This window comes from Rhizobium lusitanum (assembly GCF_014189535.1).
Classification (GTDB): domain Bacteria; phylum Pseudomonadota; class Alphaproteobacteria; order Rhizobiales; family Rhizobiaceae; genus Rhizobium; species Rhizobium lusitanum_C.
This window is the reverse complement of record NZ_CP050307.1, coordinates 1,009,431-1,032,002: the sequence shown is the minus strand read 5'-3', so window position 1 is coordinate 1,032,002 and position 22,572 is coordinate 1,009,431. Positions and strand designations below refer to the sequence as shown.

At 61.4% G+C, this 22,572-nt stretch carries 19 protein-coding genes; 13 read left to right on the top strand and 6 right to left on the bottom strand.

From position 1 onward, the window contains the following. Nucleotides 1-189 precede the first annotated feature (189 nt). From murQ to HB780_RS07730, 9 genes are all read left to right on the top strand, one after another. Nucleotides 190-1,113: an N-acetylmuramic acid 6-phosphate etherase gene (murQ, locus tag HB780_RS07770; protein WP_183689443.1), complete on the top strand. Its 924-nt coding sequence runs from the start codon at nucleotides 190-192 to the stop codon at nucleotides 1,111-1,113. 94 nt (nucleotides 1,114-1,207) lie between these two features. Further along, on the top strand, nucleotides 1,208-2,701 hold the full coding sequence (locus tag HB780_RS07765) for an ABC transporter substrate-binding protein (RefSeq protein ID WP_435693876.1): 1,494 nt from the start codon (nucleotides 1,208-1,210) through the stop codon (nucleotides 2,699-2,701). A gap of 27 nt (nucleotides 2,702-2,728) precedes the next feature. After that, nucleotides 2,729-3,688 carry an ABC transporter permease gene (locus tag HB780_RS07760; protein ID WP_183689441.1) on the top strand — a complete coding sequence of 320 codons (960 nt, stop codon included), beginning with the start codon at nucleotides 2,729-2,731 and terminating at the stop codon, nucleotides 3,686-3,688. Beyond that, nucleotides 3,688-4,527 (top strand): ABC transporter permease, encoded by an 840-nt coding sequence (locus HB780_RS07755; protein ID WP_183689440.1) that lies wholly within the window; start codon nucleotides 3,688-3,690, stop codon nucleotides 4,525-4,527. The genes HB780_RS07760 and HB780_RS07755 overlap by 1 nt, the downstream gene beginning before the upstream one ends. Continuing rightward, nucleotides 4,524-6,266 (top strand): ABC transporter ATP-binding protein, encoded by a 1,743-nt coding sequence (locus HB780_RS07750; protein WP_183689439.1) that lies wholly within the window; start codon nucleotides 4,524-4,526, stop codon nucleotides 6,264-6,266. The genes HB780_RS07755 and HB780_RS07750 overlap by 4 nt, the downstream gene beginning before the upstream one ends. 23 nt (nucleotides 6,267-6,289) lie before the next feature. Continuing rightward, the gene (locus HB780_RS07745) at nucleotides 6,290-7,309 is read left to right on the top strand and encodes a serine hydrolase domain-containing protein (RefSeq protein WP_183689438.1); all 1,020 of its coding nucleotides are present in this window, start codon (nucleotides 6,290-6,292) and stop codon (nucleotides 7,307-7,309) included. Nucleotides 7,310-7,319: 10 nt separating this feature from the next. After that, nucleotides 7,320-8,435, top strand: a complete 1,116-nt coding sequence (locus HB780_RS07740) for an anhydro-N-acetylmuramic acid kinase (RefSeq protein WP_183689437.1) — start codon at nucleotides 7,320-7,322, stop codon at nucleotides 8,433-8,435. A 106-nt stretch (nucleotides 8,436-8,541) separates the two neighbouring features. Further along, on the top strand, nucleotides 8,542-9,492 hold the full coding sequence (locus HB780_RS07735; RefSeq protein WP_183689436.1) for a lytic transglycosylase domain-containing protein: 951 nt from the start codon (nucleotides 8,542-8,544) through the stop codon (nucleotides 9,490-9,492). A gap of 140 nt (nucleotides 9,493-9,632) precedes the next feature. Then, a complete protein-coding gene (locus HB780_RS07730; RefSeq protein WP_183689435.1) occupies nucleotides 9,633-11,903 on the top strand; it encodes an FdhF/YdeP family oxidoreductase in 2,271 nt (756 codons plus the stop codon). An 11-nt stretch (nucleotides 11,904-11,914) separates the two neighbouring features. Here HB780_RS07730 and guaD read toward each other — a convergent pair whose 3' ends face one another. The 6 genes from guaD to HB780_RS07700 all read right to left on the bottom strand — a co-directional run bounded on the left by guaD (nucleotide 11,915) and on the right by HB780_RS07700 (nucleotide 18,943). After that, nucleotides 11,915-13,273, bottom strand: a complete 1,359-nt coding sequence (gene guaD / locus HB780_RS07725) for a guanine deaminase (RefSeq protein ID WP_183689434.1) — start codon at nucleotides 13,271-13,273, stop codon at nucleotides 11,915-11,917. 11 nt (nucleotides 13,274-13,284) lie between these two features. After that, nucleotides 13,285-14,142 carry an aromatic ring-hydroxylating oxygenase subunit alpha gene (locus HB780_RS07720; RefSeq protein ID WP_183689433.1) on the bottom strand — a complete coding sequence of 286 codons (858 nt, stop codon included), beginning with the start codon at nucleotides 14,140-14,142 and terminating at the stop codon, nucleotides 13,285-13,287. A 32-nt stretch (nucleotides 14,143-14,174) separates the two neighbouring features. Continuing rightward, nucleotides 14,175-15,110 carry an ABC transporter permease gene (locus HB780_RS07715; protein WP_183689432.1) on the bottom strand — a complete coding sequence of 312 codons (936 nt, stop codon included), beginning with the start codon at nucleotides 15,108-15,110 and terminating at the stop codon, nucleotides 14,175-14,177. A 14-nt stretch (nucleotides 15,111-15,124) separates the two neighbouring features. After that, on the bottom strand, nucleotides 15,125-16,168 hold the full coding sequence (locus HB780_RS07710; protein WP_183689431.1) for an ABC transporter permease: 1,044 nt from the start codon (nucleotides 16,166-16,168) through the stop codon (nucleotides 15,125-15,127). A gap of 1 nt (nucleotide 16,169) precedes the next feature. Beyond that, nucleotides 16,170-17,693 carry an ABC transporter ATP-binding protein gene (locus HB780_RS07705; protein WP_183689430.1) on the bottom strand — a complete coding sequence of 508 codons (1,524 nt, stop codon included), beginning with the start codon at nucleotides 17,691-17,693 and terminating at the stop codon, nucleotides 16,170-16,172. 128 nt (nucleotides 17,694-17,821) lie between these two features. Further along, complete coding sequence (locus HB780_RS07700) at nucleotides 17,822-18,943, bottom strand: BMP family ABC transporter substrate-binding protein (RefSeq protein ID WP_183689429.1); 1,122 nt, start codon at nucleotides 18,941-18,943, stop codon at nucleotides 17,822-17,824. Nucleotides 18,944-19,228: 285 nt separating this feature from the next. Between HB780_RS07700 and HB780_RS07695 the strand changes: the two genes are divergently transcribed. Genes HB780_RS07695 through HB780_RS07680 form a run of 4 tightly spaced genes read left to right on the top strand, consistent with a single transcriptional unit; the run spans nucleotide 19,229 to nucleotide 22,538 of the window. Next, nucleotides 19,229-19,429 (top strand): hypothetical protein, encoded by a 201-nt coding sequence (locus HB780_RS07695; RefSeq protein ID WP_183689428.1) that lies wholly within the window; start codon nucleotides 19,229-19,231, stop codon nucleotides 19,427-19,429. Continuing rightward, complete coding sequence (locus HB780_RS07690) at nucleotides 19,426-20,088, top strand: Rieske 2Fe-2S domain-containing protein (protein ID WP_183689427.1); 663 nt, start codon at nucleotides 19,426-19,428, stop codon at nucleotides 20,086-20,088. Before HB780_RS07695 ends, HB780_RS07690 begins: the two co-directional genes overlap by 4 nt. Further along, nucleotides 20,088-20,720: a glutathione S-transferase family protein gene (locus tag HB780_RS07685; RefSeq protein ID WP_183689426.1), complete on the top strand. Its 633-nt coding sequence runs from the start codon at nucleotides 20,088-20,090 to the stop codon at nucleotides 20,718-20,720. The genes HB780_RS07690 and HB780_RS07685 overlap by 1 nt, the downstream gene beginning before the upstream one ends. A gap of 18 nt (nucleotides 20,721-20,738) precedes the next feature. Further along, entirely contained in the window at nucleotides 20,739-22,538 is a 1,800-nt protein-coding gene (locus HB780_RS07680; protein WP_183689425.1) for an adenine deaminase, read from the top strand. Nucleotides 22,539-22,572 lie beyond the last annotated feature (34 nt).

The following is a 22,572-nucleotide window of genomic DNA, read 5'->3' as shown; positions in this document are numbered from 1 at the left end:
GACATAATCTTAACGAAGGTAAACAGGGAATGGGCGGAGAACGAAGCCGAAAAGGCCGGCCGCCAGAGTGATGTCGAGCGTTCTGTTGCGTTGAAAATTTAACGGCTGCAACGGCTTGCCCGATCGCTACCGATCGAGCCTGTCATCCCTCATCCATTGATAACGACGCATAGTTTCGAGAACAGGCCCATGACAGAACAGAGATTGATATCCGAACTGGAGCAGTTGGTTTCCGAGGGTCGCAATCCGAACACGATGCATATCGATCTGCTGCCGACCTTCGATATCCTGCGCGAAATCAATTATGAGGATCAGACCGTTCCGACGGCGGTCGAAAAGGTCATTCCGGCGATTGCCGCCGCTGTGAACCAGATCGTCGCCGCCTTCCAGAAGGGTGGACGACTGATCTATATGGGCGCCGGCACCAGCGGCCGGCTTGGCGTTCTCGACGCATCGGAATGCCCGCCGACCTTCAGCGTGCCGCCTGATATGGTGATCGGCCTGATTGCGGGCGGCCCCGAGGCGTTGCAGAACTCGATCGAGGGCGCCGAAGATGATCCGGAGCAGGGCCGTCAGGCTTTGCAGGATATCAAGCTGACAGCCGCGGACGTCGTCGTCGGTATCGCCGTCAGCGGCCGCACACCTTACGTGATCGGCGGACTGAACTATGCGAAGAGCATCGGCGCCGTCACCGTCGCGCTCTCCTGCAATCCCAATTCGGTCATTGCGGGCATCGCCGATCTGGCGATTTCTCCCGTCGTCGGCCCGGAAATCCTGACGGGATCGACGCGGCTGAAGTCCGGTACAGCACAGAAACTCATTCTCAACATGCTAACGACGGCGAGCATGATCCGGATAGGCAAGAGCTATCAAAACCTGATGGTGGACGTGCATGCGAGCAACAAGAAGCTGGTTGCCCGCGCCACCAGGATTGTCATGCAGGCGACGGGCTGCACGCAGGCGGATGCCCGTCGCGTGCTCGACCAGACGGGCAATGACGTCAAACTCGCCATTCTCATGGAAATTACCGGAATGGGCATTGAAGAAGCCCGCGCGGCATTGCAAAACGCTGGTGGCTTCCTGCGCAAGGCGATCAGCGCGAAGACTGCATGAAGTGATATCGCGATCATAAAGAAATGGCCAAAATCGGCTGGGGTAACAAGCTCAGGGGGCAAAAAGAATGAAAAGGTATTTTCCAGATAGGCTGATGTCCTGCGTCGCATTGGCGGCCGGTCTCGGCATCGCGGCCATGTCTGCGCAAGCACATGCGGCGACATTGCGCATGGCATGGTCGCAGGATGCGACAGGGCTCGATCCGCACAAACAGACCGCCTTTTCCTCGATCCGCCTGCTGGAGCTGATCTATGAGCCGCTTGTCCGGCTCGACGGCAATTTGCAGATTGTGCCAGCCATTGCCGATAGCTGGCAATTTTCGCCCGACGGCAAGGAGTTGACCTTCAAGCTCAATGCGAATGCCAAGTTTCAGAATGGCGCCGCGGTCACTTCGGCCGACGTGAAGGCTTCGTTTCAGCGCATTCTCGATCAGGCGACCGCCGCTGTCGCCCGCGCCAATTTCCTCTCGATCGCCAGCATCGATACGCCTGATGCGACGACCGTTGTCTTTCATCTGTCGCAACCCGATGTTCCGATCCTGACGGCGATGACCAGCCTCAACGCCTCTATCGTTCCGGCAAGCGAAATCACCGCCGGCTCCATCGGCACGAAGGCAATCGGCTCCGGTCCCTTCAAGCTCGACAGCTGGGTTCCGAATTCCAAGGAAGTCCTGAGCGCCAACAAGGCGTGGGCCGGCGGCGCGGTCGGTGTCGACGGCATCAATATCAGTGTCCTGCCGGACGAGACGGCGATCCTGGCGTCGTTGCGCACCGGCCAGATCGATTTCGCGCTTCTGAACGATCCGCTGGTGGCAACCTTGGTTCCCAAGGAGCCGAAACTGCAACTGACGCTGACCCCGGGGCTCTCCTACAACGTCCTGCAGCTCAACCCTTCGCATAAGCCGATGGATCAGCTCGCCGTGCGTCAGGCGATCTCCTGCGCCATCGACCGGCAGGATGTGATGGATACGGCAGCGCTCGGCGAGGGCAAGGTTACGGGTCCCTTGACCATGCCGCTCTACGCGACCGATCCGAACCAGCTCTTCTGCTACAAGCGCGATATCGAAAAAGCCAAGAAGCTGATGACTGATGCCGGCTTTGCCAATGGCTTTTCGGCAACCGTGATCGCTGCCACCGGCGAGCCGCCGACCGCCACCGCCGAAGCCCAGGTCATCCAGTCGCAGCTTGCTGAAATCGGCATCAAGCTCGACATCAAGGTGATGGAGCTTAACGTCTATGTCGATGCCTGGCTGAAGGGCAATTTCGACATGGCGGTCGCGCTCAATGGCGGCAGCGCCGACCCCTATACCATGTACAACCGCTACTGGACCAAAACCGGTAACCTGCAGAAGGTCGCGAACTATATCGACGATACGCTTGATAGTCTGATGCAGAAGGGCCGCGTCGAGACCGATCCGGTCAAGCGCAAGGCGATCTTTGCTGATTTCGAAAAGCACATCGCCGAGGTGTCGCCCTGGATCTGGCTCTATACCGCCTATGGCTACACGGCCGAACAGAAGAACGTTCAGGGCTTTGTGCCGACGCCGACCGGCTCTCTCTTCGGTCTCAGCAAAGTCTCCATCCAGTGATGGAAAGCCTGACCTAGAGGACGTTTCATGGGGTATCTGGCACGCCGGCTGATGACATTCCCGCTGATCATGCTGGGGGTGTCCGTCCTCGTGTTCATCGCTATCCGGCTGGTGCCGGGCGACGCGATCACGGCGATGCTGGGAACCAATGCGGGCCTGCTGACGCCGGAGCAACGACAGGCGCTTTCCGCCTATTTCGGCATCGACCAGTCGTGGTTCGTGCAGTACTGGCGCTGGCTGTTCGGCTTGCTGCAGGGCAATCTCGGCCTCTCCGTCACTTACGGCAAGCCGGTGCTCGATATCATTCTCGAGCGGTTTCCGCTGACCCTTGAGCTTGCCCTGCTCTCCATGGTCATTGCGCTCCTGATCGGCCTGCCTGCCGGTGTCTTCGCCGCGACACGAAATGGGAAACTGTCCGATCTTCTGGTGCGTATCGCCGCCATGGTCGGGCAGTCCACGCCGAATTTCGTGCTCGGCCTTCTCATCATCTATGCGCTTTCGGCTGGCTTCGGGGTGCTGCCGACCATGGGCGCGTTTACGCCGATCTGGCAGGATCCCCTCGGAAATCTCGGGCAGATGATCCTGCCGGCGCTGACGCTCGGCTTTGCCTTCGCGGCTTCCGTCACACGCGTCGTGCGCTCCGCCATGCTCGATGTCCTGAGCGATGATTATGTCCGCACCGCGCGGAGCCGTGGCGTGCTGGCGCGGGGCGTCATCTGGCGTCATGCGCTGCCGAACGCGCTCATTCCGGTGGTGACGCTGAGCGGCGTCGAGTTCGGCTATCTGCTTGGCGGGGCGGTTCCGGTCGAGCAGATCTACGCCCTGCCGGGACTTGGACGCATGGTGCTCGATGCCATCCTGCAACGTGACTACGCGCTGGTGCAGGGCAGCGTCCTGTTCATCGCCTTCAACTTCATGATCGTCAATCTTCTCGTTGACCTTGCCTATGTCGCGCTCGATCCGCGCGTTCGTCTGGGAGAAGGTTGATGCGCATCGTCAGAGCCATTTTCGGGCACACGAGCGGCCGGATCGGCGGCATCATCGTTCTGGTCTTTTTCATGCTTGCCGTTCTCGGCATGCTGGGGCTGACGCCGCACAATCCGCTGACCCAGAACCGGATCGACCGGCTGCATTCGCCGAATGCCGTCTACTGGATGGGCACCGACCTCTTCGGCCGTGATGTCGCAAGCCGGCTGATGAACGGGATCGGCGAATCCTTCACCGTCGCCTTCCTCTCGGTTGCGCTCGCGAGCCTGATCGGCACCGTGCTGGGCTTGACCGCCGCCTGGTTCGGAAAGCGCTGGGATGGGGTGATCATGCGGATGATGGATGTACTTCTGGCTTTCCCGGCCATCCTCCTTGCCCTCCTGATCATCGCCATCGTCGGACCCGGCACCTGGACCAGCGTCGCTGCCATCGCCATCGTTTACACGCCGATCTTCACCCGCGTCGTGCGCGGCCCGGCGCTCTCGCTGAAAGCACGCGATTTCGTCGATGCCGCCCGCACCTTCGGCAGCAGCAAGCGCTATATCCTGACGCGGCACCTGCTGTTGAACCTCGTCGCGCCGCTGACGGTGCAGATCACGCTGGCGCTGGCGTGGTCGCTACTGACCGAAGCCGGCTTGAGTTTCCTTGGCCTCGGCACGCAACCGCCGGCGTCTTCGCTCGGGCTGATGCTGAGCGACAGCCGCAACCTGATGGAAACAGCCCCCTGGCTGCTGATCTTCCCCGCCATCACCATCATGATCAGCATCCTCGGCTTCAATCTGCTCGGCGACGCGCTGCGCGATATTCTCGATCCGAAAATGCGGAGGGCAGTCCCATGAGTCCTCTGCTTTCTGTCTCCAATCTGGAGGTGGGCTTTGGGCGTAATCCGCAAGCCAACAGGATCGTCCGTGGCGTCAGCTTTGATCTTGCCGCCGGCGAGACGCTTGCCATCGTCGGCGAGAGCGGCTCGGGCAAGTCGGTTACCGCACTGTCGATCAACCGCCTCGTCGATTTCGGCGGCGGCCGTATTGTCGGCGGTTCGATCAGGCTGAAGCGCGCTGACAATAGCATTCTCGACCTGACGACGGCGTCGGAAGCGGTGCTGACGAAGATCCGTGGCGCCGAGATTGGGATGATCTTTCAGGAGCCGATGACCTCGCTCAATCCGGTGCTGACCATCGGCACACAGATCGAGGAGTCCTTTCGTCTGCATCGCGGGCTGACTGGACGCCAGGCGAGGGCTGCTGCCAAGGATGCTCTGGATCGCGTCCGCATTCCCGATGCCGCGCGACGGCTGAACTATTGCCCGAACCAACTCTCCGGCGGCATGCTGCAGCGGGTGATGATCGCGACCGCGCTCGCCTGCAATCCGCGCCTGCTGATCGCCGACGAACCGACGACGGCGCTGGACGTGACGGTGCAGGCGCAAATCATGGCGTTGCTTGCCGAACTGAAGCGCGAAACCGGCATGTCGATGATCTTCATCACCCATGATATCGGCCTCGTTGCCGGTATTGCCGACAAGGTCATGGTGATGCAGGCAGGGCAGGCTGTCGAGCAGGGCGAGCTGAACCAGATCCTCGACAGGCCCACGCATCCCTATACGCAGCATCTCCTTCACTCCGTCCCGCATTTTTCGGCCGGTCGTGCGGCGCGATCGGATTTCAATCGCGACGAAGTGGTTGAACCGGCTCCCGCGCTCAAGGTCGAGGGACTGACGGTTCGTTTTCCGGTATCGGGCAGTTTCTTTCGCCGTTCGGCCGGGGCGGTGCATGCGGTCGAAGGTGTCGATTTCGATCTGCTGCCCGGCGAAACGCTGGCAATCGTCGGTGAAAGCGGCTCGGGAAAATCCACCACGGCGCGGGCAATTCTCGGACTGGTGAAATCGACACGCGGTACGTTTACGGCGAAGGGTGGAAAGACTACGGATCGGACGAGCGCCGTGCAGATGGTGTTCCAGAACCCTTACGCCTCGCTCAATCCTCGGCTTCGCATCGATAGCATCCTGGCTGAACCCGTTATTGCTGCTAGCGGCCGGGCTTCCGGAGAGACGCGCGACAGGATGGTCAAGTTGCTGAAGCGCGTCGGCCTGCCCGAAAACAGCCTTGAGCGCTATCCGCATGAGTTCTCGGGCGGGCAACGGCAGAGGCTCTGCATTGCCCGGGCGCTGATGCTGAACCCCTCTGTTCTAGTGCTCGACGAGGCCGTTTCGGCGCTGGATGTGTCGGTTCAGGCGCAGGTTCTGGAGCTGTTGATCGAATTGCAGCGCGAATATCGCCTCGCCTATCTGTTCATCTCGCATGACATGGCGGTCGTGGAGCGGATTGCGCACAGGATCGCCGTGATCTATGCCGGAGAGATCGTCGAGATCGGCGATGCCGCTTCGGTCCTGTCAGAACCGAAACATTCCTATACCAGGCGGCTGATTTCGGCCGTTCCGACGGTCGAGCGCCGGCGGGAGAGTTTTGCGCTGGATACGCGCCAGGTTCCGTCTCTTGTGCGCCCGCTCGGTTTCGAGCCGGACGCGCCGGAATGGCGCCGGTTTTCCGCGGATCATATGGCCCAGACGGAAGTTTGAGAGAGAAGCGGCGGGGAGGGGAGATGACGGCAGCGGGGAATACGGACTTCGCACAGAGTTTCGACCGGGCATTCGCCCCTGTCGAAGCCGCCATTGCGGCCGGGCGTATTCCAGGCGGCGTGCTCGGCATTGTCGATCTCGGTGGCGGCCGCATGGTCCGTGCTGTCGGCTCCGCGCAGACAGTTCCGGTCACGCGGCCGATGCTCACCGACACATGGTTCGATCTGGCCTCGCTGACCAAGGTCATCTTCACCACCCCACGTATTCTGGCTTTGGCGGAGGCAGGCAAAATCGATCTCGACGCGCCGCTGACTTCGCTGCTGCCGGACCTGCGCCAATATGATGCCGCGGCCTGGGAGCGGAAGGTGACTTTCCGCGAATGCCTCGGTCACCAGACGCCATTCCCCGCCGTCGCGCCGCTCTATACCTATGGCCAGAGCCCCGATCTGCTTCGTGCCTTCATCCTGCAGCGCGAGTGGCGGTCCGGTCCGCCGGTCTATTCCGATATCAACTTCATCCTGCTCGGCTTTGCGCTGGAGCGCCTAACCGGGCAGACGATCCGCGATATGGACGCCGGTCCCGGTTTTGCCTTCTCCGCTGCGCCCGATCAGGCGGCTGCGACGGAAGACTGCACCTGGCGTCATCGTGTACTCTCGGGCGAAGTCCATGACGACAATTGCTCGGCATTAGAGGGTGCCGGTCATGCCGGCCTGTTCGGAACAGTCGCCTCGGTCCTCGATTTCGCCGAGGGATTGCTGACTGGCACCGGTGCCGCCAGGCACTCGATCACCTTGATGCGGACGCCACTGTCGGCGACGCGCACCCATGGCTGGGAGCGTCCCTATGATGATTGGTCCGGCGGCAAGCTATGTTCGCCTGATACAATCGGCCATACCGGCTTTACCGGCACAGGCCTCTGGATCGATTTCGACAAGGGCAGGGCCTGGACCCTTCTCACCAACCGCATTCATCCGACACGCCATTTCGACAGCGGGATCCTTATGCTTCGCCAGAGCGTCGGCGATCTCGTCAATAGAGTTTAGGAGCTTGATCATGGAACCAATCTGGGCAGTCGGTCTGATGACCGGAACCGTTCTCGACGGCAATATCGATGTCGCCTTGATCAAGACCGATGGCGAGCGGATCGCGGAATTCGGCCCCTATGCGCTGGCGCCCTATCCGGACTGGATCAGGCGGCTGCTGGAAGAGACCTTGGCGCAGGCAAGAGTCTGGAATTTCAACGGACCGGAGCCGGCCATCTTCAAGGAGGCCGAGGAGGCATTGACGCGCGCCCAGTCGGCTGCCGTCAAGGAGCTTGTCGAAGGCTTTGGCCTGACCATGGCCGATATCGGCGTGGTCGGCTTCCATGGCCAGACCGTGCTGCATCGCGCCCCGCAGAAAGATCGCCTCGGCGATACGCGCCAGCTCGGCGATGGCGAGTTGATGCATTCCATCCTCGGCACGAAGGTCGCCTATGATTTCCGTTCCGCCGATGTGCGGGCAGGCGGTCAGGGTGCGCCGCTGGCCGCCGCCTATCATACCGCTTTGCTGCGCAGCGCGGGCACCGGCGATGACACCGCCATCCTCAATCTCGGTGGCGTCGCCAATATTACCTGGTCGGACGGCGAGGGCAATTTCGTCGCCTTCGACACCGGGCCGGCCAATGCCCCGCTCAATGACTTCATCAAATCCCATGGCCTCGGTGAGATGGATCGCGATGGCGCACTTGGCCGGGCCGGCAAGGTGGATGAGGCCAGGCTCGCCAAGCTCCTGGAGCATCCTTATCTCAGCGCCCCCTATCCGAAATCGCTGGATCGCTTCGATTTCGGCGCCTCCATGGCCGATGGGCTCGGTATCGAGGATGGAGCGGCAACGCTTTCCGCCTTTACAGCCTCTGCCGTCGGCAAAGCGCTGGACCTGCTGCCACGCCGTCCGAAAAAGCTGGTGGTGAGCGGCGGCGGCCGTCACAATCCGACGATTATGTCGATGCTCGAGACACGCGCCGGCGTAACGCCGATCGGGGCCGAAATGTTTGGCTGGCGCGGTGATGCCGTCGAGGCCGAATGCTTTGCATTCCTTGCTGTGCGTGTGCTTCGGGGCCTTCCGATCAGCTTCCCCGGTACGACAGGTGTGCCCGCGCCGATGCGCGGCGGTCGTCTTGCCGAATAGATTGTATCGCCGTCGCCATTGCAGCCTTTACGGTTTTCGTCATCGCGCATCGATGCTATCTAGAGCAGAGCTAGCGATTTGACGGTTTCCAATGGGTTACGCACGAATGGCAGGCAGACAGCTTCGGCCCGGCTTTGTCAGAAAGACCGTAGGCTTCGTTGTTGCGTTCGGCGTCTTGCTGTCTGCCGTTGTTCCCGCAAGGGCGCAACCCGAATGGAGCGTGGCGCCGCCATTCTGCATCTCCGGACCGTTCATCACCGATACCGGCGAAACGCTCTGTATCCGCAAGGAAAGCTACAATCGTGATCTCTGCGGGGCGATCGACTATTTCGCCCAGGCCAACAAGCTTCCGCCAGACTATCTCGCCCGGCTGATCTGGCGGGAGAGTATGTTTCGGCCCGATGCCATCAGCCCGAAGGGCGCACAGGGCATTGCCCAGTTTATGCCGGGAACGGCGAGATTGCGCGGCGTTCGCGACAGCTACGATCTCTTGGAAGCGCTGGGCAAGGCGGCCGTCTATCTCGATGAATTGCGGGGCCGTTTCGGTAATCTGGGGTTTGCGGCCGCAGCCTATAATGCCGGCGAAAATGGTCTGGCGAATTTTCTCAATTCCGGCAGCCTTCCCTATGAGACGCGCAGCTACGTGGCGGCGATCACCGCCTATACGGTCGAGCAATGGAAGGATGATCCTCCTGAGATCGCCGCGCCGGAACTCGACAAGGGCAAACCCTTTCTGGAGGCCTGCATGGCGCTCGCCGGCACGCGCCGGCTGAAGCAGGTTGCATTGCAGCAGGAGCGTCCTTGGGCACCTTGGGGCGTACAGCTTGCAGAGCATTTTCAGCCCGCCGTTGCCCGCAGCCTCTTTTCGCAGGATGTCAGCAAGCTTTCCGCGCCGCTTAACAAGGAGAAACCGCTCATCGTGCGCCAGCGCAACGGCAGCTTCGGCTTTCGCGTCCGCTACGCCGCTCGCATCGGCCGGGAAACGCGTGTGGAAGCGGAACAGGTTTGCGCCCAAATCCGTCAACAGGGCGGCAGCTGTCTGGTTTTCAAGAACTGAGTTTCAACCGCCCGAGCGTCCTTTTTGTCGTGCCGACGAGCGATCGATCTATTGCACTTTACTCGCTAACGTCCGAAGAATATTCGTCAATAATCTAGGCTCGGGGAGGGAGTCTTGGGAGAGAATTGAAGGAGCGAGCGATGGTGCAGAAACGTGAAGTCCCGGGTATTCGTCCCTATAGCGGCCCCGCCGGCGGTTGGGGTGCGCTTAAAGCCACCGCGAAAGCCGTCCGCGAGCAGATGGATGTAACCGAAGCGCCGCTGCTGCTGTTTCGCACCAACAAGCCGGATGGTTTCGATTGCCCCGGCTGCGCCTGGCCCGACAAGGAACATACCTCGACCTTCCAGTTCTGCGAAAACGGCGCCAAGGCCGTGACCTGGGAAGCGACGAACAAGCGCGTGACGCCCGAATTCTTCGCCCAGCATACCGTGACCGAGCTGCTCCAGTGGAGCGACTACGATCTGGAGAATGCCGGCCGGTTGACGCATCCGCTAGCCTATGATCGCGCAACCGACACATACCAGCCGATCGAATGGGAGGCAGCCTTTACCCGGATCGGCGAAGTCATGCGCAGTATGCCCGATCCGGACATGGTGGAGTTCTACACCTCCGGCCGGGCCTCCAACGAGGCCGCCTTCCTGTTCCAGCTTTATGCACGCGAATACGGCACCAACAACTTCCCCGATTGCTCCAACATGTGCCACGAGGCGACGAGCACCGGCCTGCCGAATTCGATCGGCATCGGCAAGGGCACGGTGTCGCTCGACGATTTCGACCATTGCGACCTGATCATCTCGATGGGCCATAACCCCGGCACCAACCATCCGCGCATGATGGGGACGCTGCATGAATGTTCGAAGCGCGGCGTGCCGATCATCGTCTTCAATCCGCTGAAGGAGCGGGCGCTCGAGCGCTTCGCCGATCCGCAGAGCCCGGTCGAGATGGCCACACTCGGTTCGACACGGATCGCCTCCTCCTATTATCAGGTGAAGATCGGCGGTGACGCGGCGGCACTCAAGGGCATCATGAAGGCGGTACTGGTACTGGCGGAGACACAGCCGGATGCGATCGATCGCGCCTTCATCGACGAACACTCCAATGGCTTCGAAGCGCTCGCCGCCGATCTCAAGCAAACCGAGTGGGCGGATATCGAGCGCGTCTCCGGCCTGACACGCGACGATCTCGAACGGGTGGCCGACGCCTACGTCAAATCCAAGGCGACGATCATTCCCTACGGCATGGGCATTACCCAGCATGCCAAGGGAACCTACAATGTGCAGCAGATCGCTAATCTGTTGCTGCTGCGCGGCAATTTCGGCAAGCCGGGCGCCGGCATCTGCCCGCTGCGTGGCCATTCCAACGTTCAGGGCGACCGCACGGTCGGGATCACCGAAAAACCCAACGCGGCGCTGCTGGCCGGCATCGAGCGCGCTTTCGGCTTCAAGCCACCGGAACATCATGGGCATGACGCGGTTGCCGGCATGCAGGCCATGGCGGAGGGTCGCTCGAAGGTGCTGTTGAGCCTCGGCGGCAATCTCGCCATCGCGCTTCCCGATCCAGAGCTCTGCGCCGAAGCTATGCGCAAGCTCGATCTCGCTGTTCATATGAACACTAAGCTCAACCGCTCGAACCTGCTGATCGGCAAGGAATCAATCATCCTGCCGGTGCTTGGGCGCACCGAAGTGGACATCCAGGCTTCCGGCCCGCAATCGGTGACGATCGAAGATTCCATGTCGATGGTGCATGCATCGCGCGGCAAGCTGAAACCCGCTTCGGATGAGTTGCGATCGGAGCCGGCGATCGTTGCCGCCATGGCGCAGGCGACATTGCCCAATAGCAAGGTCGAGTGGATGCATCTGGTCGACGACTACGACCGTATCCGTGACAAGATCGAAATCGTCTTCCCCGATTTCGAGCGCTACAATGAGCGTATTCGCGTGCCCGGCGGCTTCCGCCTGCCGATCGGACCGACCGAGCGCATCTGGAAGACGCCGTCGGGCAAGGCCGAGTTCCTGTTGTTTCCGGGCCTCAACGAGGACAAGGAACTTGCCGATGCGAGCATTCTGAAGCTCGCGACCATTCGCAGTCATGACCAGTACAATACGACGATCTATGGCCTTGACGATCGCTATCGCGGTGTGTTCGGCCGCCGCGACGTGTTGTTCATGAATGATGGGGATCTGGCGGCGAACGGCTTGGAACACGGCGATCTCGTCGAGATCTCGACGGCTTTGCCCTCCGGTGGCAAGCGACAGATGAAGCTGACGGCGATTTCCTACGATATCGCTCGGGGCTCTGTCGCCGCCTATTATCCGGAGGCGAATTGCCTGATCCCGATCGACTATCAGGACAAGCAAAGCGGCACGCCATCCTATAAGTCGCTGCCGGTGCGTATCACCAAGGCAGCATAGTCTTGGTGCCCCTAGACCTTGCGGCCGCCGACCCAGGTGGTCGTAAGGTTTGGTTTCGATGCTGTGTAGATGATTTTCTGTAGGATGCCTTCGCCCTCATCGCGGTCTTCGAACAGCCGGACGGTGCCTTTCTCTGCTTCGGTGTCGATGAGCACGGCGTCGAATTGATAGCCGGGCGCGAACTGCCCCACAGGCAGATCGAGCGCGATGCCGCCGCCCGATGTGGCGATGTAAAAGGCATCGCGAAAATCGATCTGCGCCGGGCCGAAAGTCGAGCGGGCGGCAGGTGGCAGGTTCGGGTCGACGCCGCTTTGCAACATCCGCGAGACGAGGATCGCGCCGCGCGCGTTTTCCAGCATCGACGCGCTCGGGCCGCCGGAAATGTCGGTGCCAAGACCGACATGCAACCCCTTTTCCAGAGCTGCCCGCAAGGGAAAGACGGCATTGGCGAAATAGGCATTCGACAGCGGGCAATGCGCTACCGCTGCCTTGCGCGCCTTGACGGTCTCCATGTCCTTCGCCGTCAGAAAGTTGGCATGCGCCAGCACGGTCTTTCGTCCGAGGAGGCCGAAGCGATCGAGGCTATCCGTATCCGTCATGCCATGGCGGGCGAGCACATAGCCATGCGCCCAATCGCTCTCCGAGCAATGGGTCTGCACATGGCAGCCGCATTCCTTGGCGATGGCACCGAGACCTTCGAGCGTCGCATCGGTGCAGGAGGGAATGAAGCGTGGCGTGACGACCGGCAGGACACGTCCTTCATGATTGTCCGGATGGCCACGTACGTAATCGATCAGCGCCCGTGTGCCGTCGAGCGCCTCCTCCGGCGTCAGGTCGCGATAATAGTCCGGGCATTCCTCGGCATTGTCCATCGCCACCTTGCCGATCAGGGCACGCTGACCTTTTTCAAGGCAGGTATCGACCAGCACCCGCGTCGCCTCCTGATGGATGGTGGCAAAATAGAGGGCAGTCGTCGTGCCGTTGGCCAGCAGGTCTTCGACCAGCAGGCCATAGACGCGGCGGGCAAAGGCGGCGTCCTGATAGCGCGCTTCCAGCGGGAAGGTGTATTTCTGAAGCCAAACCTCAAGAGGCACGTCGAGCGCGTCGCCGAGCTGCGGATATTGCGGGGCGTGCACATGCAGATCGACGAAGCCGGGCAGGATATAAGAACCAGCCGGCAGGGTCACCAGCTCGCCGGAGGCGTCACGCGCATCGCGGATGGTCCGGTAATTCGGATCGCCGTGGCGATGAACGGCGGTGATCACGCCGTCGGCATCGATCTCGATCAGCACGTCGTCCAGAACATCGATGGTACCGCGTTCGGGCGAATGAAAACCCGATGCGCTCAGCGTCTTGCCGCGTAAATCCATTGCATTCTCTCTCAGGCGGCCATGATCGTCGTGCCGTAAGTAATGCCTTTTTCCTTCAGCCAGCGACGATAGGCAATCGAGGTGGCGTCGGCCCGCGTCGGGATTTCGGCGCGCGGCTCCAGCGGTAGCAGTACGGGGCGCTGGTTCTCAAGAATGATGCGGTCCTGCAGGAAGATGAGCTGCTGGAAATGCACCAGCTCCGTCGTGGTCGAAACGTCGTCGATCAGGAACATCACTGGATGGGCGCGGCAGCGGTCGGGATCGAGCGGCTGCACGAAGAGGCAGATCACGTCCCAGCGGTTGGCCGCATTCGGGCAGGTCTTGTAGAGCAGGGTCGTGAACGGGGTCATGACGCGATAGATGTAGTCGGTCATGATACCTTCGCTGGCCGAAAGGGCCGCCTGCGGCTGGAAGAACTGGCAATTGGTTGCCCACACCTCATCGACGTCGCGGCGGATCTCGACATTGTACTGCGTCACCTCGGTATGCGGTTCGGCGCCGAGGATATCGGTGTGGACGAAGGGAAAATGCGCCAGGTCGAGGAAGTTCTCGACGATCCTGAGGCCGGAGGCGCGCACCGCGACCGTGCCGCAATTGACGACGCGCCGATCCGGCTCATCGGCTTCCGGCAAATCGAAAAGACCACCGGCCGGTGTGCCGAGCGTGGTCCAGACGAGGCCGAAGCGCTTGATCAGCGGCAGCGGCTCTTCCCGTCCATCGGCTTTGACAAGGACCGTGCCGTCCCTGTCGCGCGTGACCGTGAGATTGGTGCCGAGAAGACGGTTTGCGGAGGTTCCGAACGGAATCTCCTTTTCTGTCTCAAGCGCATACCACTGATCGAGGGCTGCCTTGTCGGAACATTGGCTCATGCGACGCTCTTTTCCTTGTCCATTGATCTACCTTAGCGGACATCGCGATAATAGGGCAGGCCGATTGCGGCGGGTGCGGCCATGATACGGCGCATGCGCTGCCAGGCAAGGACCGGCACGATAATGAAGGCCATGGTGCCGAGATAGGGCAGCATGGACAGAAAGGCGGGCGCGATTGGCCAGCCGCGCGCCTGACCCACGAAGCCGAGCGCGGTGATGAGGCCGAATAGCAGACCGGAAAGAACAGCCGGGATCGGCCGATAGCCGGCAAAGATCACCAGCGCCACCGCGATCCAGCCGCGCCCGGCTATCACGCCGTCGGACCAGGAGGGCACGAAGGCAAGCGTCAGGTAGGCGCCGGCCCCGGCTGCAAGCGCCGAGCCGGCCGTCACATAGGCGAAGCGGATGAGATTGACTGAAATGCCGGCGGCATCCGCTGCCGCCGGGTTTTCACCGACGGCACGCAGGTTGAGGCCGTGGCGGGTGCGGAACATGATGTAGCTCAGTGCCACCGGCAGAATGATATAGATGAGGTAGACAAGGATGTTCTGCGAGAAGAACGCCTTGCCGAGAATGGGGATATCACTCAGCAGCGGGATCTCGATCCCGGAAAAGGTGGCGCGTGCCGGCATGCCGGAATAGGCGCGGCCGATGCTGGAGGCGATGCCGTTGCCCATCAGCGTCAACGCCAGACCACAGAGCACCTGATTGGCGCGCAGCAAAACGGTGGCGGTGGCAAAGACCATGCCGAAGATCGCGCCGACTGCCAGCGCCGCGATAAAGCCGATGGCCGGCGATGGGAAGGCGGCGACCGTCGCGATTGCCGTGATGGCCCCCATGGCCATCAGGCCCTCGACACCGAGATTGACGACACCGACACGTTCGGCAAGCACTTCGCCGAGAGCGGCAAGCGCCAGCACGCCGCCGGCGAGGAAGGCTGTGGTGAGGAGGCCGGTCAGAAGTTCCATGGTCTCTTTTCCCTTCAAACCTTGTCGCGGGCGATGCGGTAGTGGGCGAGTTCGTCGCCGATCGCCGTCAGGAACAGGATAAGGCCGGTGATTGCCAGCACCGCTGACGTCGTCAGCCCCTGGGTTTGCAGGATGATGCCGGAATTGAGGATGAAGGCCATCAGCGCGGCGGAGAAGATGACGCCGATGGCGGAGTTGCGCGCGAGAACCGCGACCATGATGCCGAGATAGCCGTAGTTGTTGGAAATGCCACCCTGCAACCGGTGTACCGTGCCGGCGATCTCCAGCATGCCGGCAAGACCAGCGATTGCGCCGGAGAGCAGCATGACGGTGATGAGATGGCGGCGTGCCGGCATGCCGGCGTAATGCGCCGCAGACGGATTGGAGCCGACGAGGCGCACCTCATAACCCCAACGTGAGAAGGCGAGAACTGCCGCCACGGCAAGTGCGGCCAGAATGGCGATTGCAAACCCCCAATGGACCGATCCCCACAATTCCGGAATCTCGGCCGATAGTCTCCGCGTCGCTGAGTTTGACATCCGGTCGCGCCAGGCGCCGGTGGAGACATAGAAGACCAGGAGGATGGCGACGAAGTTGAGGAGCAGCGTGGTGATCAGCTCGTTGACGTTGCCATAGGCGCGGGCGAGCGTCGGGATGAGGATCCAGACAGCGCCGCCGGCAAGGCCGGCAACGAACATCAACGGCAGGATCACGACCGGCGGACCGGGCACGAAAAGGCCGACCGTGGCGGCGCCAAAGGCACCCGCGTAGAATTGCCCCTCGGCGCCGATGTTCCAGACGCCGATCTGCTGGCCGACCGCAACCGAAAGCCCAGTTAAGATCAGAGGGACGACAAGAACGCCGAGATCCTGAAGACCAAAGCTGGAGCCGAAGCTCGCATCAATCACTTCCGTGGCAAGTTCGAGCGGATTGGCACCGGTGGCGGCCAGGATGAGGCTGGCGAAGACCAATGCCAGAACAATGGCGGCGATGCGCGCGCCAAAGGCAATGGCGGGCGAGGCGGAGGGCATGCGCTGTAGACGCCAGGATGCGGCCATGTCAGGCAACCTCGCTCGTTTGGGCGCGGCCGCCCATCATGAGACCGATCTGGTCGATATCGGCCTTGTCGTTGTCGACGACCCCCATGACCCTGCCTTCGTAGAGGACGGCGATGCGGTCCGAGAGGTTCAAGAGTTCTTCCAATTCCTCGGAAATCAGCACGATCCCCGCACCGGCGTCGCGTAATTCGACGATATAGCGCAGCATTGTATTGATGGCGCCGACGTCGAGGCCTCGGCTTGGATAGGCGGCAATCAGCACCTTGTTCGCGATACGCATCTCGCGGCGGGCGACGAGGCGCTGCTGGTTTCCGCCCGAGAGGTTGCGGATGGGCATGGCGAAATCCGGGATAGCGACATCTGCGACTGCTGCGATTTCCTTGGCAAGCGCCGTCGCAGAACTTGGGCGATAGGCACCCCCGGATGAAACCGGAGGGTGCTTGTATTCGCGCATCACGGCATTGACGGTAATGCTGAGCGCGGGTGCCAGTCCACTATGCAATCGGTCTTCAGGGATATGGCCGATACCGCGCTCGACGAAGGCGGCGGCATTGCTACGCCCAACAGGCGCCCCTTCGATCAGGATGCGTCCGCCGCTGATCGGCCGCATGCCCGCCAGCACCTGGCTGAGTTCACGCTGGCCATTGCCCGCTACGCCCGCAACTCCCAAAATCTCGCCTGCATGAACCTGCAGCGAGATACCATGCAAGGCTTCGTCGCCGGCATCGTTAAGGGCGGACACATTGTCGAGGCTAAGCACCGGGTCGGGCGAGATCGGTGCGGCCCCTGCCGCCCGTTGCCGCATATCGGCAAGCACGATGTCGCGTCCCACCATCAATTTTGCCAGCATGCGCGGATTGCAGTCGGCCGTCTTCTCCGTGGCGATCTTGCGACCGCCGCGCAGGATGCTGATGCGATCGGAAATCTCCAGGACTTCATCGAGCTTGTGGCTGATGAAGATAACGGCGTTGCCCTGGGCCACGAAATCGCGCAGCGCCTTGAACAGTTCGCGGGCTTCAGCCGGCGTCAGCACAGCGGTCGGTTCGTCGAGGATCAGCACGCGGGCCTGCCGCGTCAGGACGCGCAGGATCTCGACGCGCTGCTGCTCGCCGGTTGAAAGATCGCTGACGCGGGCGCCGGGACGGGTCTGTAGGTTGAATTTCGCAGCCAATGTGGCCGTGCGCGCTTCCAATACCTGCGCCGAGGCACGGCGCGGCGTCTCCGACCAGCCGAGATGGATGTTCTCGGCCACGGTGAAGGCCTGCACCAATTTGAAATGCTGATGCACCATGCCGATGCCGGCGGCGATCGCCTGAAGCGGCGAGGCAAACTGCTTGGCATAGCCGTCGATGATGATCTCGCCGGCATCGGGTTGGTAAATACCGGTCAGGATGTTCATCAAGGTCGATTTGCCGGCGCCGTTTTCGCCGAGCAGTGCATGGATCTCGCCCGGCAAAACGTCGAGATCGACATTCTCGTTGGCGATGACACCCGGAAAATATTTGGCGATGCCCTTGAGTTGCACCAGAGGCGGTGTGCCCGGGGGGCGGAGAAAGGGGGCGCGATTTCAGTCATCGGAAGGGCACCAGCATGTCATGAAGAGTAACTCTGGCCGGACGCGCCGGCCAGGTTTTTATTGAGCGATGATATCGATCAGGCGCTGAGGCCCGTGACGCCTTCGACCGACCAATCCCAGGTGTAGAGATCGTTGTCGGTCATCGCCTGGCCGGCGGCGACGCGGACCTTGCCGGTCGAATCCTTGATCTCGCCTGCAAACGGCGACCAGCCGCCGATGATCTTCTCGCGTACCGCGTCGGCGGCAGCAGCGACATCGGCCGGAACCTTCTCGCCCCATTTGTCACGATCGACGCCGGCGCCCAGCGCGAAAAGCGTGTCGCTTGGCGCCCAGGTGCCGGCAAGGCGCTTGCCGACCTGATCGACATAGAACTTGTTGAAATCGATGAGGACGGAGGAGACGTAGGAATTCGGGCCATAGCGGCGGACGTCGGTGTTCCACATGGCGGCCCAGACGCCACGCTTTTCGGCGACCTGGAGGTAACCGGCTTCATCCATGATGCCGAACAGGAAGTCGCAACCATTATCGATGAGCGCCGTGCCGGCCTGGGTGGCAGCCTGCGGGTCGAACCAGGAATTGATGGCGATGGTCTGCAGCGTCGCATTCGGATTGACGGAACGGGCGCCCATCAGGAAGGCGTTGGTGGAGGCGAACACCGACGAGACGGGGAAGGAGGCGACATAGCCAAGCTTGCCGGTCTTCGACAGGTGGCCAGCGGCAACGCCGATGACATAGGTCGGATACCAGTGCGCCAGGTAATACCAGCCGAGATTGTCCATGTTGACGAGGCCGCCGCATTCCAGGAAGGCAACCTCGGGGGCCTGCTTGACGACGGCATGCAGGAAGTCACCATTCGAGGACGTATCGAAGATGATGTTGGCGCCCTGGCTGACAAACTGGCGATAGGTGCGGGTCGCATCGGCCGAATAGGGGATGTTCTCGACTTCGAGAATCTTTTTCAGCTTTGGATAGGCGGCCTTGACCGCGAGCAGGCCCTGGTGGTGCGCCCAGGTCCAGCCCTCATCCGAAATCGGCCCGACATGGCCGAAGCCAACGACCGCGTCCTCTTCCTTGATGGCGGGAAAGGATGCCGCCGCGAGCGCCTGGCTGGCAAGGCCGGCAGGCAGCGTCAAGGCAGCCGCGCCGGCAGCGCTCATATTCAAAAATCCGCGACGGGACAGCGAACGCAAGTCAATCATGAAATCCTCTTTTGGTTTGGCACGCCAACCGCGTCCAGCGGATATCGACGCAACAATTATGCCAGTTGCAGAAGGGCGCTCTGGGTGCTTTGCTCACATGGCTTGTTGGCAGCTCTGCGTAGGCCCTTGAATTTTCATGGGGAGGCCGGATAGAATGCCTAAAAGTAAAGCACGTATAATTTTTATGCATCGTGAGTATTTTTAATGCAAAAGGTGAGGCATGGCTAGGGCGAACGGACATTCCGCAATATGACCGAGCGTGCGCGATTTATCTTTCGAGGGCAAATGGTCTGCGACAGTTTCATCGAGTTTGCACAGCATCGCGCCCGTCGGCTGGATCTGGACATCGAGATGGAAGCCTGTGATGCAATGACGGCAAGACTCGCCGTCAAAGGGCAGGTAGATCTCGTCGATGCCTTCGAAATGGCCTGCAGCCTTGGGCCCTATGACTGCATCATTCTCGATATCGAGCGGAGTGACATATGAAATTGGAAGCGGGATGGGTGCCTGTCGCCCTGTCGGCATCGATCGAATTGGGAACGTCGGCGGGTGCCATCGTCGAGGGCAGCGAGATCGTCGTCTGGCGCGACAATAGCGGCAATGCGCATGTCTGGGAGGACCGCTGTCCGCATCGTGGCATGCGTCTCAGCTTCGGTTTCGTCCGTGGCGACCACATCGCCTGTCTCTATCACGGCTGGCAGTACGACACCGCCGGGCAATGTCGCTACATTCCCGCGCATCCGAGCCTAGAGGTGCCGCAGACGATCAAAGTGCCGACCTACTTTGCAGAGGAAAGATACGGGATCATCTGGGCGACAACGGCGTCGGAAGCCTCCTTTCCCGACGTCGACGCCGCTATGGGCGTTACCCCGGTGCGTAGCCTTTATGTCGAGCGCCGGGCGGATGAGATCTTGGCGGCGCTGGCGAAGGCCGGCACCAGCAATCTCGTCGGGAATGTCGGCGTATTGCCGGCCGTTGATGACAGGTTGTTGGTTGCGGTTCAGGTCGTCTCGCCGGAAAAGACCGCCGTTCATATCGTCATTCTCGGCTCGCCGGCGGTCAATGCCGGTGCGAAGCAGAAGCATTATGCGCAATGGGCCGAAGGTTTTCGTTTCGACCTCGAAACTATGGCGGAGGTCGCCTGATGGCGGAGATCACGCTCTATAATTACGAGATGGATGAGGGAAGCTATCGCGTTCGCCTGCTCCTCTCCATGCTAGGTCTTGCGCACAAGACCATCGCCGTCGACATGTTTCCGGGCAAGGAGGAGAGCAAGCCGGCCATGCTGGCACTCAATCCGCTCGGCACCATGCCAGTGCTCACCGACGGCGACCTTGTGCTTAACGGCACGGAAGCGATCCTCGCCTATCTCGCCAAGGCTTACGACCCGGCGCGGCGCTGGCTACCTGAGGATGCGGCAAGTTTCGGTCTGACGGCAAAGTGGCTGCATTTCTCCGCGACGGCGCTTGCGCCTGCCGTTGCCGCACGCCTGCAATCGCTGTTTGATACGCCGGGCGACGAAGCTGTCCTCAGCGCCGCAGCCCGCAAGGCTTTCCGCATCATGGACGACCATATGACGCTGCGCCACTTCGACGGGTTCGAGTGGTTCGTCGGCGATGGCCCGACGCTGGCGGATCTGACGCTGTTCCCGTCCTTTGCGCTCAGCCGCGATTACGGCGTCGGTCACGACGACTATCCGGCGCTACGCCGATGGGTGCGTCGTTTCCGTACCCTCGACGGCTTTCGCACCATGCCCGGTATTCCCGATTATCATTGATTTTGAATTGGATATTCGATGACGCTCACCCGTTTTTCCGTCAAGCCACTCTCGACCATGACGCGCACGCTCGCCGACGTCGCGTCCACCCGCCGAGATCCCGATCTGGTCATTCAGGGCGCGCGCGTTCTCTCGACCTATTCCGAGCGCATCCTTTCGGACAAGGAAGTCTGGATTTCCGGCGGCCGAATCGCCGCGGTCAAGCCGGCCGGCAGTTATAGGGGCAGTGGCGCCAAACTTTACGACGCCAGGGGCGGGATCATTGCGCCCGGCCTCGTCGATCCGCACATCCATATCGAATCGAGCATGGTGACCGCCTGCGCCTATGCCGAGGGTGCACTTCTGAACGGTACGACGACGATCTTCTGCGATAGCCACGAAATCGGCAACGTCATGGATGTCGCCGGTGTCGAGGCGATGCTTGAGGATGCCCGCCATGCGCCGCTGTCGATTTTCCTGACCGTGCCGAGTACCGTGCCCGCCACGTCACCTGAGCTTGAAACCGCCGGCGGCGACCTGACGCCGGGAAAGATCGCGGCCCTTTTTGACAAATGGCCGGAAGCTGTAGCACTTGGCGAGAAAATGGATTTCGTGCCCGTGGCAATGGGCGATGAGCGCAGCCATGCCATTCTTGCGGCAGCGCTGGAGCGCGGACGCCCAGTCTCGGGTCATGTCTACGGTCGGGAATTCGTGGCCGCCTACGCAGCATCCGGCGTCACCGATACGCATGAGGCCATCGACCGCGAGATTGCCGACGACCTGCTGGAGGCTGGTATCTGGCTATTCCTGCGCGGCGGCCCGCCAACGACGGCGTGGCATAGCCTGCCGCACGCGATCAAGACCATCACCGAACTCGGCGCGTCCCACAAGCGAATTGCGGTGTGCACCGACGACCGCGATGCTGACGATCTGCTATTCTTTGGTCTCGATTGGGTGACGCGTCAGGCGGTCGTGGCCGGCATGACGCCGGAGCAGGCCTGGGCCATGGGCTCGCTGCATGGTGCGACCCGCTTCGGCATGGAGAACGAAATCGGCGGCCTCGGCGGCGGTCGCCGTGCCGATCTCGTGCTCCTGACCGACGACCTGAAGCCGGTGAGCACATGGTATGGCGGCGAATTGGTAGTGGAGAACAGCAAGATCACGCCGGTTCTCGATGCGGCGCTGTCCAATCCCTATCGTTATCCGGAAGCCGCCTACCATACGGTGAAGCTGCCGAAGAACCTGAAGCTGACCCCGGAACTGCCGACCGGACCGGTGATCGCCCACACGATCAAGACCGAACTGCCAGGCATCATGCTCGGCCATGTCACGGTCGAACTCGAACCTGCCAATGATTGGCAGACCCATTTCGATCGTCACGGCCTCTGCTTCGTGACCGTGGTCGAACGCCACGGCAAATCATCAGGCAATGTCGCGCATGGTCTTCTGAACAATTTTGGCTTGAAGAAGGGAGCGGTGGCCTCCTCTGTCGGTCACGATAGCCACAACATCATCGTCGCCGGCACCAATCAGACGGACATGCAGATCGCTCTCGATGCGATCGAAGCCAAGCAGGGCGGCGCCTGCGTCGTCATGGACGGCAAGGTGACGGCCATGGTGCCATTGCCGATCGCCGGGCTGCTGTCCGACAAGCGCGTGCACGAGGTTGCCGAAGAGGTGAAAGCATTGAAGGTGGAATGGGAAAAGGCCGGCTGTACCATCCCCTATATGGGCTTCAACCTGATCCCGCTCTCCGTCATTCCGGAAATCCGCATCACCGATAAGGGCTTGGTGCTTGTGCCGGAGATGACGATCGCGCCGCTGTTCGAGCCAGCTTGATAGCAGGGACGCCCGGTCTCATCGCCGGGCGTCT